The sequence below is a fragment of the Nocardiopsis potens DSM 45234 genome, from assembly GCF_000341105.1.
In the GTDB taxonomy this organism is placed as follows: Bacteria; Actinomycetota; Actinomycetes; order Streptosporangiales; family Streptosporangiaceae; genus Nocardiopsis_A; species Nocardiopsis_A potens.
Map to the genome: position 1 here is coordinate 125,641 of NZ_ANBB01000037.1, position 12,115 is coordinate 137,755.

The window sequence follows — 12,115 nt, forward strand, 5'->3', positions numbered from 1 at the left end:
CGTGTCTCGGGGCACCGCGGCCTCCTGCGGGAAGCGGCGCCGGACATCCCACCGAGGGCCCGGCGGGGCGGGCGATGCCGGTGGAGGTCGCCGGTTCCGGCCGGGACCGGAGCGCTTCACCGGGCGGAAACGCGGGGACGGGAAGCGGAGAGCCGCGGTGGGAGGGCGGGCGGATGCACGACGGTGAGAGCGGCGCGGCGCGCAACACGATCGGCGGTGACGTCGGCAGCGCGTTGCAGGCCGGGAGCATCATCGCCGGAAGGATCAGCGTCGGCGCACCGGAACCGGGGCCGGTGCCCGGCTGGGTGCGGGGTTCGCCGCGAGTCGCCGAGGCCGATCCGCTGGTGCTGGGGGTGAAGCGGGCCCGCTCGGCGAAGGGCGCCTCCCCGGTGCCCGAGTACGTCCCGCGAGACATCGACGCGCGGGTGCGCGCGCTTCTGGCGGGCATCGCGGCGAAGGGCGGCGGGCTCCTCCTGCTCCGCGGGGCGTCCACGGCGGGCAAGAGCCGCTGCCTGTTCGAAGCGGTCGCCGGACTGCTTCCCGAGTACCGCATCATCGCTCCTCCGGTCGGCGAGGAACTGGACGATCTGCCGGAGCACCTCGACCACGCCTTCCCCGGGGAGGGGCGGCTGCTCTGGCTGGACGGCATGGACCGCTACCTCGGTCCGCGCAGGCTCACCGCCGAGCTGGTCGCGCGCCTCGGACGGGCGCGGGTGCCGGTGGTGGCCACCGTCCAGGAGCAGGCGGTGGACCTGCTCGGTATCGGCGCCGGGTACGAGGTGCTGAACCTGGCCGAGCAGGTCACCCTGGCCCGGGTCTGGTCGGAGGATGAGCTCGGGCGGGCCGAGGACGCCGGTGATGATCGGCTGGTCGAAGCGGTTCGGGGACGAGGGCCGCACGGGATCGCGGAGTACCTGGCCGCAGCCCCCGTGCTGGACGCGGAGTGGCGGGGCGCCTGGCGGAGCACCGGCGAAGGCGGGCACCCGGGCGGGCACGCCTTGGTGGCCGCAGCGGCCGACCTGGCCGCGGCCGGCGTCGCCTCCGCGATCCCCGTCACCGAGTTGAGCGAGCTCTACCGCGAGTACCTGCGCGGCGGGGCGGCGCTCCGGCCGGAGCCGTTCGAAGAGGCGCTGGAGTGGGCGCTGCGCCACCGCTGCGGAGTGGCCGGTCTGCTCGTCCCGGAAGACCTGGAAGAGGAGTACGTCCGGCCGTTCGACTACCTGGTGGACGTCGGCCGGGCCCGCCGGGCACCGGAACCGCTCTTCCGCACCGCACTCCGCTTGGCCGTCACTGATCAGGAGCGGTCGATGGTCGGCCACATCGCCTTTCTGGCCGGCCACAGGGATGCTGCCGAGAGGGCGTGGGACTCGGTTCGCAGCGCATTCCATGTCTACATTGATGGATCAATTCTTTTTGAGTATGGGCACAAGGAGGCTGCGGAGAGGAGGTGGAGCTCGATATCGGAAGGTCATGAGGAGCTTTTTAGGTTGTCTATGGTCGCTCCGCTCATGGAGGCCGAGGGTCGTTCTGCCCTCTCTCGAAAATGGGTTGAGATGGCCAAAGGAAACAAGGAGGCCGTATATGCTTATATTTTTGGCCTCTTGTTTTTGGAGAGAGAGGGTAGGGAGGTGGACGTCGATGGGGCGATAGAAAGAGTGGTTGGCGGACTTTCTGGTGGGGGTGTCTCGCTTTTGTGTGTTCTTCTGGTGAGCCATGGTGAATTGGGGAGGGCTGATCGCGTCATCTCTTCTGGTGTAGCCGACTCTAGCGCAATGGTCACGTCTGGAATATTTGTTGGACTCGGGAGAGGCTTTTATGGTGAAAAATGGATCAGAAGAGCGATCTATAGAGAACCTGAGAATGTTGAATTTATGTACGTCTTGGCTTGGTTGTTGAGTGGGTGGGGGAGGGGGAATGAGGCGGATATTTGGCTGCGCAGAGGGAGCGATGCAGGAGATTCTCGAGCTGCTGAAATGCTGGGGAAATCTCATGAAGAGAGAAGAGGGATGTTCGACCTGGGGGTATGGGAGGATTTTTATGAGTCGGTTTGTTGGTCGCTCGGGAGAGGTGATTGAACCTCTCTGAGGCTGCCTTTGTGTTATCTCCTGCGGCGATGGGCCGCGACGCGGGTGCGGGTGGCGCAGCGGGGGGAGCAGAACCGGCGCGGGGCGGCGCCGGAGGCGAGGAAGACGCGGGGGCAGCCGGGGGCGGCGCAGCGGCCGCCGGGGAGGCGCTGGCGGTCCGCGATGAGCTGGGCGATGGCCAGGGCGCCCGAGGTGAGCAGCCAGTCGGCCCAGGGGGCGTCGTCCCGGGCGTCGATGTGCAGGTGCCAGTGGGCGGTGCCGTGGTGGTCGGTGAGCCGGGGCGGGTGGGCCGCCTCGGCGAGCAGGGCGTTGACCCGGCGGGAGGCCTCGGCGAGGTCGTCGGCGAGCAGGGCGGTGCGCAGCCGGCGGGCCGCATCGGCCAGCGCGGGGAGGTCGGCGGGGGCGAGGTCGAGCGGGTCGGTCTCGCCGTGCGCGCGCAGCGTCTCGGCCACCGCCTCCAGTGGCGGTTCCTCCGCTCCGGCGAGCAGGTTGACCAGGTCGGCGGTGCGCTCGGCGACCGCACGCACGGAGCGGCCGGCGAGCAGGCCGGTGACGCCGTCGGGCATGGATCCCCCGTTCGGTCAGGGGCGGGCGGATGTAACGCAGTCTAGGCGTACCACCGTTACCGCCGTAGCGTCGCCGGTCATGGAAAGACCTGATGCGGGGAGACCGGGCGCGGAGGGGCGCGGCGGGCGGCGTACCGGTCTGGGCGGCTACCTGGCCGGGGCGGGGGCGGCGCGGATCGGCGAGGAGATGGCCAAGCCCGCGCTGGTGCTGGCCGGGCTGGCGGTCACCGGGTCGGCGGCCGCGGCCTCGGCGCTGCCGGCCGGGCTGGCCGTCGCCGCGGTGGTCGGCGGGCCGCTGGTGGGGGCGGTCCTGGACCGCGGCCGCCGGCCGGGCCGCGCGCTGGCCGGGATGCTCGCCGGGTACGCGGCCGGCATCGGGGCGGTCGCGCTGCTACTGGGGCGGGCCCCGCTCGCGGCGGCCGCCGCGGTGGCGGTCGGCGCGGGACTGCTCGGCCCGGCGGTGGCCGGCGGGTGGAGCTCCCGGCTGGGGCGGGCGGTCGGAGCGGCCCGCCTCGCCCGGGCGAGCGCCCTGGACGCGATGACCTTCGGGGTCGCGGGCCTGGTCGGTCCCGCCCTGGTCGGCCTGGCCGCCGAGGCGGCCGGGACGGGCGCGGCGGTGGCACTGGCGGTACTGCTGCTGGCCGCAGCGGTGCCGTTCGCCTGGTCCCTGCCGGACGGAAAGGGGCCGCCGCCCTGCGGTACGGGACAGGGGTGCCGCCCGGCCGGCCACGGGGGCCGGGACGGGGGCGACGCGCGCCCGGGCGGGCCTCCGGGAGGCTCCGGTGGCGGGAGCGGTGCGCGGCAGGGCGGGGCCGCAGGCCGTTCCGGTGGCGGAGGGGGTGCGCGGCAGGGGCGGTCTTCGGCCGGCACCGGAGGCGGGGTGCGGCGGGGGGCGGTCCCGGGTGGAGGCGGCGTGGAGCGCCCGGCGCCGGTCGGGCCGCTCGCGGGGGCGGTCGCGCTCTTCCGCGGCCGGGAGCCGGCCCGGGCGACCGCGGCGACCACGCTCTCCGCCGCTCAGGACGGAATGCTGGTGGTGTGCTGGCCGCTGCTGGGCGCGGCCCTGCTCGGCGGGGCCGAGCGGGGAGCGCTGATGATGGCGCTCTCCGCGGCGGCGTCGCTGGCGGCCAACATGGTCCTGGCCCGCCGGCCGCCCCCGGTGCGGCCCGGCACCGTGCTCTGGGCGAGCAGCGCGCTGCTGGCCTGCGCGGTGCTCCTGGCCGCGTCGGCGACCGGCGGGTGGCCGCTGGCGGGGGCGGCGCTGCTGATCGGCATCGCCCAGGGGCCGCAGCTGACCGCGCTGTTCCGGGTCCGGCACCGGGCCTCCGACGAGCGGGTTCGGGGGAGCGTCTTCACCACCGGCGCCAGCCTGAAGATCACCGCGTTCGCCGCCGGGGCGGCGCTGGCCGGGCCGCTGGCCGCCCGCTCCCTCACCGGGGCGCTGCTCGCCGCGGCCTTCCTGGAGCTGCTGGCGCTGGCGGTGTTCGCGCTGATCACTCTGGTGGTTCCGGACCGGGCGGCAGGGGCGGGAAGGGGGCCGGGCCGGCCGCGGCCGCCTCTTTCCCGGGGTTGAGGCACTCCGCGGCCCGGCGGGGGGAGTCGGGGTCAGCCGAGCCAGATCGGGCCGAGGAGGAAGGCCAGGCCCAGCGGTGCGGGGACGAGTCCGATGGCGAGGAAGACGAACAGGCCGGTGCCGAGGGTGAGGACCGAGACGGGGGAGCGGTCGTCGACCCAGGCGGTCACCGGCCGGCCGGTGCCGAGGGAGGAGGCGTAGGAGGCCGGGCTCCACGCGCGGCGCACGGCACCGGCGTACTCGTACTCCACCTGGGCCTGGGAGGCCGGGGTGTCGTTGAACCGGATGTGCGGGTGGCGCCGGAAGGCGGCGACCCGCCCCCGGACACGGGTGCCGCGGCGGATCAGGGCGAGCACTCCGGCGAGTTTCCCGGCGGCCAGGAACGGCAGGGCGGAGAAGACCGCGCCCACCAAGCGGAGCGGACTCGCGGCGGGGGAGCCGGACGGGGCGGTCAGAGCGTGCGCGCCCAGGGCGAGCAGCAGCACGCCGTAGGCGAGGAGACCGGCCCAGAGCTCCTCGGCCGGGCGCGGGGCGGCGGCGTAGCGGCCCGGGGCATGCCGGGACGGGCGCACCATCAGCTCGTCGCCGGGGCGGAGCCAGGGGCCGGCCTCCTCCAGCACGCCCTCGGCGGGCCGGTGCGGGCCGGTGCCGACGACTTCGGCGCTCTGGTCCTCGGTCACGCGCACCACGGCGACCGGGAGCAGTGAGCGCGCGGTGCGCAGCCGACGCGCGCCCCACACCGCCCCGATCGCGGTGAGCACCGCTCCCGCGGCCGACAGCAGCCATCCGGCGTGCAGGTATTCGGGGAACATGGACGCTCCTCGGGGGCGGGGGAGAGGTGTCGAAGGCTGGGATGCGCCGGTGCCGCGGGCGGTTCCGTGCCTCGGCCCGGAGCGGAGCGCGCGGCGGCCCGGGGCCCGTTCCGCCGGCAGGGAAGGGGCGGAACCAGGGTACGCAGCGGGCGGCGGGCCGGAGAACGCGCCCCTGGGACGCCGCGGGGAGGAGGCGTGCCCGGGTGTTCGGCCGGACGCGCGTCCGGCCCCGTACCCACCCTGTTGAGCCCAGGGCCGCTGCTCTTTCCCTCGGTCCCCGGCCCCGCGCCCGCCTTGTTGAGCCCAGGGCCGCTGCTCCCCTCCACCCCGGCCCCGCGCTCACCTTGTCGAGCCCAGGGCTGTTGCTCTTTCCCTCGGTCCCCGGCCCCACGCGGGATCGCCGGGGCGGTGGGCCGGGCAAAAGCAACAGGCCGGGGCTCAACACCGTCGTGGTACCGCCGCGATGACGTCGAGCTTCGCGTCGTCGTCTTTGCCCGGCCCACCGGAGGCGGTCCCCTCATCCCCGAGCGGGAAGGGGTCGGGAAAAGACGACGACGCTGAGCTCGACGAGGTGGGCGCGGGGGCGGGGAAAGCGGGGCGGTGCGGGCGGGGCCTGTGCGGGGGAGGGGCCGGCGGAGCGACCGCTTCCCTGATCTTCATCGGACCAGCGGCTCAGGACACGAGAGGCGGTGCGGAAGGAGCGTCCCCGGCTTCCGGTGCCGGGGCGCCGGTCTCCTCCCGGGGGAGGGGACCGGTCCGGGATCGGTTTCGCGGGCCGTCCGGGGGCGGCCGCGGGCTCGGCGAGGCTCGGGCCGCCTTGCGCGGCAGGGGATTCCGGTGCGCGGAACGGGCGCCGACTACTGCGTGTAATGCGCAGTTCATCAAGGTGAGACTTGCGCTTCATGCTCATTTCGGTCATTCTTGCGCGAGAAACCTGCTTGAAATGAGCACGAAGGGGGCGCGGTGCGGCACCGGAAGCTGCTGGACGCGGTGACCGACGGGGTGGAGCGGGTCGACGACCTGGCCCGTGAGCTCGGCGTCAGCCCGTCCACGGTGCGGCGCGGCCTGACCGACCTGGAGCAGGCCGGCCGGGTGGTGCGCACGCACGGCGGCGCGGTGCCCGCGCCGGTCGGCGGCGAGCTGTCCTGGGTGCAGAAGGGCCGGCAGAACGCCCCCGCCAAGCGGCGCATCGCCGAGCGGGCCGCGGAGATGATCGAGGACGACCACATGGTCCTCCTCGACGCCGGCAGCACCACCGCCTTCATCGCGGAGCGGCTGGCCGGCCGGTCCGGCCCCACCGTGCTCACCACCGGCACCGGCCCGATGTCCGCGCTGCTCGACGCGGAGGGGATCGAGCTGATCCTGGTCGGCGGCCGGCTGCGGCGCCGCCGCGGCGCCATGGTCGGCGAGTACGTCCGCGGCGTCCTGGAGCGGGTCAGCGCCGACATCGCCTTCCTCGGCGCCGACGGCCTGGTCCCCGGGCGCGGCATCAACTGCCCCAGCCCGGAGCTGGCCGCGGTCAAGGAGCTCCAGGCGCGCGCCGCCCGGCGCACCGTGGTCGTCGCCGACTCCACCAAGATCGGCGCCGACGCCGAACCGCACTGGGCCCTGCTCCCCGGCCCCTACACCCTGATCACCGACGACGGGCTGTCCCCCGCGGCCCGCCGCGCGATCGAGGACGACCCGAACTGCACCCCCCTCATCGTCCCGGCCCCGGAAGCACCCCGCACCCCCGGCCGGACCGGCTGACATCCCCACCGTGAGAAAGGGGAACGGACATGGATCCGCTCCTTCTGGCGGCCCTGCTGCTGGGCGTGGCCTCCGCCGTCGCGCTCATCCTCTGGAGCCGCCTGGACGCCTTCGTCGGGCTGCTGGCGGGCGCCCTGGTCACCGGCGCCGTCGCGGGCGTCCCGGCGGCCGAGCTGATCGGCCACATCACCACCGGCTTCGGCAACACCCTGGCCGGGATCGGCATCGTCATCGCCATGGGCGTGATGATCGGCAAGGTCCTGGAGGAGAGCGGCGGCGCCGACGCGCTCGCCAAGATGTTCGTCCGGATGGCCGGCAAGGGCCGCGAGGACGCCGCCATGACCGCCACCGGCGCCGTGGTCTCCGTCCCGGTCTTCTGCGACTCCGGCTTCGTCATCCTGCACCCGCTGGCCAAGTCCCTGGCCCGGCGGTACGGGAAGCCGCTGGTGGTGCTCTCGCTGGCGCTGGCCGGCGGGCTGTCCATCACCCACCACCTGGTGCCGCCCACCCCCGGGCCGCTGGCCGCGGTGGGCCTGCTCCACGCCGACATGGGCACCGTGGTCGTGGCCGGCTCGGTGTTCGCGCTGCTGCTCGTCCCGGTCGTGGTGGTCTACGCCCGGATCATGGGCCCGCGCCTGGAGCGCCACCTGGACCCGAACCTGGTCGGGGTCGGCGCCGCGGCCGGGGGCGGTGACGGCGGCGCCGACGCCGGGGTGCCGCGCACCGCCGACGGCCGGCCCATCACCGAGGAGCCTGCGGACCCGCAGGTCGGCGCCTTCCGCGCGCTCATCCCGCTGCTGCTGCCGCTCGGCCTGATCATCGGCCAGACCGTCAGCGCCGCCGTCGCCGAGGGCACCGCGGCCGCCGAGGTGTTCGCCTTCATCGGCGCCCCGCCCATCGCCCTGCTGGTCGGCCTGGTCATCGCCGTCTACCTGCTGCCCGCCAAGGGCACGCCGCGGGCCACCGTGGTCGGCTGGCTGACCGCCGCCGCCTCCTCGGCCGGCATGATCGTCTTCGTCACCGGCGCCGGCGGCGCCTTCGGCGAGGTGCTCCGCCAGTCCGGGGTGGGCGACGCGCTGGCCGACGCGGTGTCCGGGTGGCCGGTGCCGATGCTCCTGGTCCCGTTCCTGATCGCCACCTTCGTCCGGCTGGCGCAGGGGTCCGGCACGGTCGCCATCATCACCGCCGCCACGCTCAGCGCCCCGCTGGTCGAGTCGGGCGGGATCGAACCCACCCTCGCGGTGCTCGCCGCCTGCTCCGGCTCCTTCGTCTTCTCCTACGTCAGCGACTCCTACTTCTGGGTGGTCACCCGGTTCACCGGGCTGTCCGGGGTCCCGGCGATGAAGATGTGGAGCGGCATGACGACCGTGCTGTGGCTGGCCAGCCTGCCCCTGCTGGGCGTGACCGCCCTGATCCTGGGATAGGAGTCCGATATGGCCCAGGTACTCGTCGTCGCCGACGACCTCACCGGCGCCAACGCCACCGGCGCCCGGTTCGCCCGCGCGGGCATGCGGGTGGCCACCGTCGCCCCGCGGCACGCGCCCCGGGCGGCCGCCGAGTTCGACGCGGTCGTGGTCGACCTGGACAGCCGGCACCTGCCCGCCGACGAGGCGGCCGCGCTGGTCGGCGAGGTGATCGACGCGGTCGGCCCGGTGCCGCTGGTGGTCAAGCGCACCGACACCACGCTGCGCGGCAACGTCGGCGCGGAGCTGGAGGCCGCCTGGCGGGCGGTGCGCGGCCGCACCCCGGCCGCGGCCCGGGTCCGCGCGCTGTTCGCCCCCGCGTTCCCCGCCTCCGGCCGGGTCACCGTGGACGGCGTGCAGCTGCTCGACGGCGTGCCGCTGGAGCGCACCGAGCTGGCGGTGGACCCGCTCAGCCCGGTCACCGGGAGCGTCGTCGCCGACATCGTCGCCCGGCAGAGCCCGCTGGCGGTGCGCCGGGTGTCGCTGCGCGACGTCACCGGCCCCGACCTGGCCGACCGGCTGGCCGAAGGGGACGAGCCGGTGGTGCTCTGCGACGCGCTCACCGAGGAGCACATCGCCGACACCGCCCGGGCCGCCGCCGAGGTGCACCGCAGGGACGGCACCGTGTGGGTGGCCGTCGACCCCGGCCCGTCCGGGGCGCTGCTGGCCGAGGCGCTCGGCCTGACCGGCGGCGGCACCGCCGCCGGGCCGCTGCTCGCGGTGGTGGGCAGCGCCACCGAGCTCACCCGCCGCCAGCTGGACGCGCTGGCCCGCGCGGGCGGCGTGCGCTTCGTCGACGTGGACGCGCGCGCCCTCACCGGCGGCGGCGCCGGGCACGCCGACGCGGTGCGCGCCCGGCTGGCCGCGCACCTGGACGACGCCGCGTTCCCGGAGGCGGTCGTGGTGCGCACCGCCTCCACCGCCCAGGACGTCGTCGAGCTCTCCTTCGAGGCCAAGCGGGCCCTGCCGGGCCTGCTGGCCGGGCTGGTCGCCGAGGCGGTGCGCGGCGTGCGCACCGCCCCCGGCGGCCTCTACACCAGCGGCGGCGACGTCACCTCGGCGGTGCTGGAGGAGCTCGGCGCGCACGCCTTCGAGGTCGGCGGGGAGGTCGTGCCGCTGGCCGTGCACGGCCGGCTGGCCGGCGGCCCGCTGGACGGCACGCCGGTGGTCACCAAGGGCGGGCTGGTCGGCGACGACGGCACCGCGGCGGAGTGCCTCGGCCGGCTCCGCCGGGAGGTCCGGGCGCGGGCCCGCACCGTCCCCGCGGAGCTGGGCGCCCGCCCCCGCACCGCTGAATCCGGAGCCGGGCGCGAATAGCCCGGCCGGCGCGAACGGAACACGGGCGGGGCGCGACAAGGGGAGCGCCCCGCCCGGCGACAGGGAGGAAGACCCGAATATGACTGAACGCCCGACCCTTGCCGTGACCGTCGGCGACCCGGTCGGCATCGGCCCGGAGATCACCGTGCGCACGCTCGCCTCGGTGGGCACCGGCGCCCCGGCGCGCGGCGTGGTGGTGGCCGACCCGGCCGTGCTCCGCCGCGCCGCGCGGGTCTGCGGACTCGACGTCCGGGTCCGCGGCTTCTCCTCCTGGAGCGAGCTGCCCGCCGAGGAGGAGGGGGTGATCGACTGCTACGACATCGACTCCCTCGGCGAGGCGGAGCCGCCCTGGGGCGAGGTGGACGCCCGCGCCGGCGCCGCCGCGGTGCGCGCCATCGAGGTGGCGACCAAGGCCGCGATGGAGCAGGACGTGGCGGGCATCGTCACCGGCCCGATCAACAAGGAGGCCATCTGGGCGGCGGGCAGCGAGCACCTCGGCCACACCGAGATGCTCGGCGCGCTGACCGGGGTCACCCGCCAGACCACCATGTTCGTGGTGCGCGGCAAGAAGATCTTCTTCGCCACCCGGCACCTCTCCCTGCGCAAGGCCCTCGACCAGGTCAGCGAGGAGCAGCAGGTCACCGCGATCGAGGAGGCGCTGACCGCGCTGCGGGTCTTCGGCCACGACGAGCCGCGCCTGGCGGTCGCCGCGATCAACCCGCACGGCGGGGAGAACGGCGCCTTCGGCGACGAGGAGATCGTGCACCTGGCCCCGGCGGTGGAGCGGATGCGCGCCCGCGGCGCCGGCGTCTCCGGCCCGGTGCCCGCCGACTCCGTCTTCCACCAGCTGCTCCAGGGCCGCTACGACGGGGTGCTGTCGCAGTACCACGACCAGGGCCACATCGCCGCGAAGACCTACGACTTCGACGGCACCATCTCGGTCACCGTGGGCCTGCCGATCCTGCGCACCTCGGTGGACCACGGCACCGCCTTCGACATCGCGGGCAAGGGCACCGCCGACCCGGGCACGATGACCTCGGCGTTCCTGCACGGCGCCGACTTCGCCCGGTTCGCCGGCCGGATCCGCGCCGAATACGGCGGCTGACGGGGGAGGGCCGCGCTCCGTCCGCCCGGCCCTCCCCGATGACCGGGGCCCCGCCGGGGCACTCCGCCGGGACCCCGGTCATCGCCCCGCCCCGGGGGGATGAGCATCCGTACTCATCCCCCCGGGGCTTTCCTGTGCTGGGATGGCGTGCGGACACGGGCAGCGGGAAGGCCCCGGGGCAAGGGGCGGAGCGGACGAGGAAGGGCGGTGCGCGGTGGCGGAGGAGCCGCAGGGCGCCAGAGGCGAGGCGCTGGACCGGCTGGTCGCCGAGGGGGTGATCACCCGGGGGCAGGCGGCGGCGGTCGCCGCCGCCCTGGAGGCCGCCGAGGCCCGGCCCGCGGTGCGCTGGGCCGAGGCCGTCGGCTACGTCGGCGGTGCCCTGGTGCTGGCCGCGGTGGCGGTCTTCATGGCGACCGCCTGGGACGCGATCACCCCCACCGCCCGGGCGCTGCTGCTCGCGGCGCTGGTGCCGGTGCTCGCGGCCGCCGGGGCGGTGATGGCCGGAGGGGTGCGCGCGCTCCGGCCGAGGACCGAGCCCCCCGCGGTGCGCCGCCGGATCGGCGGCACCCTGTTCGCCCTGGCCGCGGTCGCCGCGGCGCTCGCGACCGGGGTGTGGCTGGAGGACCTGGTGGACTCGTACGCCTCCCTCACCCCGCAGATCGCCGCCTCGGCGGTCGGCCTGGCCGCGGCCGCCGCGGGCTACGCGGCGCTGCGCTCGGCCCCGGGGGCGGTCGCGGCCTGGGGGATGAGCGCCTCCCTGGCCGGCTCCTCGGCCTGGGAGGCCGCCTACCGGATCACCGGCTCCATCGAGGACTACGACGACCCGGGCTACGCCTTCGCCCAGGACGCCATGGTGAACACCACCGGGCTGGCGCTGGCCGCGCTGGGCGCGGTCTGGATCGGCCTGGCCTTCGCCGGGGCGGTGCGCGAGCGCGGCACCGCCGTCGGACTGGGCGCGGCGACCGCCTTCACCGGCGCCGAGTTCCTCACCGAGCCGTTCGACCGCATCGGGGTCCTCGTCCTGGCGGCCGCCCTGTTCGCCTGCCACGTGCTCTGGCGGGGCAGGGCCGGCGCGGGGCGCGGCCCGGGCGCCGCGCTCGTCTTCGGGATCATCGCGGTGACCGTCGGCGTCCCGCAGCTCGTCTGGTACCTCACCGACGGCGAGATGTCGGCGGCCGGCGTCCTCCTGGTCGCCGGCGCGGTCCTGCTGCTGTCCAGCTGGCTCGGCCTCCGGCTGCACAGGAGCGGCGGCGGCCCGGCCGGACCGGGCGCGGGCGCCCCGGCCCCGCAGGGCCCGCCCGGCCCGCCCCCGGAAGCGGGCGCCCGGCCCGGGCCCTCGGAGCAGGCTTCCCCACCGCCGTCCCCCGCTCCCCGGGAGGAGGAGCCCCCGCCCCTGGTCGACCCCCGGGACCCGGACGAGCGGCTCTGAGCGGCCGGTGGGGCGTTGAG

9 protein-coding genes are annotated in these 12,115 nt (G+C 75.6%); 7 read left to right on the top strand and 2 right to left on the bottom strand.

Annotation, left to right across the window (positions count from 1 at the left end; genetic code table 11):
• The first annotated feature begins 173 nt into the window (after nt 1–173).
• On the top strand, nt 174–2,075 hold the full coding sequence (locus D459_RS33645; RefSeq protein ID WP_017593750.1) for a hypothetical protein: 1,902 nt from the start codon (nt 174–176) through the stop codon (nt 2,073–2,075).
• Between the two features lie 23 nt (nt 2,076–2,098).
• On the opposite strand, the gene D459_RS0114570 is transcribed toward D459_RS33645, so the two are convergent.
• A complete protein-coding gene (locus D459_RS0114570; RefSeq protein ID WP_017593751.1) occupies nt 2,099–2,650 on the bottom strand; it encodes a CGNR zinc finger domain-containing protein in 552 nt (183 codons plus the stop codon).
• A 79-nt stretch (nt 2,651–2,729) separates the two neighbouring features.
• Between D459_RS0114570 and D459_RS31640 the strand changes: the two genes are divergently transcribed.
• Nucleotides 2,730–4,220, top strand: coding sequence for an MFS transporter (locus D459_RS31640; RefSeq protein ID WP_193790252.1), 1,491 nt, complete (start codon nt 2,730–2,732; stop codon nt 4,218–4,220).
• Between the two features lie 32 nt (nt 4,221–4,252).
• Here the strand turns inward: D459_RS31640 and D459_RS0114580 are convergent, their stop codons facing one another.
• A complete protein-coding gene (locus tag D459_RS0114580; protein ID WP_017593753.1) occupies nt 4,253–5,032 on the bottom strand; it encodes a DUF3592 domain-containing protein in 780 nt (259 codons plus the stop codon).
• Between the two features lie 963 nt (nt 5,033–5,995).
• On the opposite strand from D459_RS0114580, the gene D459_RS0114585 reads away from it, so the two are divergent.
• The 5 genes from D459_RS0114585 (at nt 5,996) to D459_RS0114605 (ending at nt 12,095) form a co-directional block, all read left to right on the top strand.
• Entirely contained in the window at nt 5,996–6,781 is a 786-nt protein-coding gene (locus tag D459_RS0114585) for a DeoR/GlpR family DNA-binding transcription regulator (RefSeq protein WP_017593754.1), read from the top strand.
• Nucleotides 6,782–6,810: 29 nt separating this feature from the next.
• Nucleotides 6,811–8,205, top strand: a complete 1,395-nt coding sequence (locus D459_RS0114590) for a GntP family permease (RefSeq protein WP_017593755.1) — start codon at nt 6,811–6,813, stop codon at nt 8,203–8,205.
• 9 nt (nt 8,206–8,214) lie between these two features.
• Nucleotides 8,215–9,561: a four-carbon acid sugar kinase family protein gene (locus D459_RS0114595; RefSeq protein ID WP_017593756.1), complete on the top strand. Its 1,347-nt coding sequence runs from the start codon at nt 8,215–8,217 to the stop codon at nt 9,559–9,561.
• A gap of 79 nt (nt 9,562–9,640) precedes the next feature.
• Nucleotides 9,641–10,666: a 4-hydroxythreonine-4-phosphate dehydrogenase PdxA gene (gene pdxA / locus D459_RS0114600; protein WP_026120398.1), complete on the top strand. Its 1,026-nt coding sequence runs from the start codon at nt 9,641–9,643 to the stop codon at nt 10,664–10,666.
• Nucleotides 10,667–10,880: 214 nt separating this feature from the next.
• Nucleotides 10,881–12,095, top strand: coding sequence for a DUF2157 domain-containing protein (locus tag D459_RS0114605; protein ID WP_026120399.1), 1,215 nt, complete (start codon nt 10,881–10,883; stop codon nt 12,093–12,095).
• Nucleotides 12,096–12,115: the final 20 nt, after the last annotated feature.

Coding starts and splice junctions, on each gene's coding strand:
- D459_RS0114595 (WP_017593756.1), top strand. CDS start 8,215: ATGGCCCAGGTACTCGTCGTCGCCGACGACCTCACCGGCGCCAACGCC.
- pdxA (WP_026120398.1), top strand. CDS start 9,641: ATGACTGAACGCCCGACCCTTGCCGTGACCGTCGGCGACCCGGTCGGC.
- D459_RS33645 (WP_017593750.1), top strand. CDS start 174: ATGCACGACGGTGAGAGCGGCGCGGCGCGCAACACGATCGGCGGTGAC.
- D459_RS31640 (WP_193790252.1), top strand. CDS start 2,730: ATGGAAAGACCTGATGCGGGGAGACCGGGCGCGGAGGGGCGCGGCGGG.
- D459_RS0114570 (WP_017593751.1), bottom strand. CDS start 2,650: ATGCCCGACGGCGTCACCGGCCTGCTCGCCGGCCGCTCCGTGCGTGCG.
- D459_RS0114590 (WP_017593755.1), top strand. CDS start 6,811: ATGGATCCGCTCCTTCTGGCGGCCCTGCTGCTGGGCGTGGCCTCCGCC.
- D459_RS0114580 (WP_017593753.1), bottom strand. CDS start 5,032: ATGTTCCCCGAATACCTGCACGCCGGATGGCTGCTGTCGGCCGCGGGA.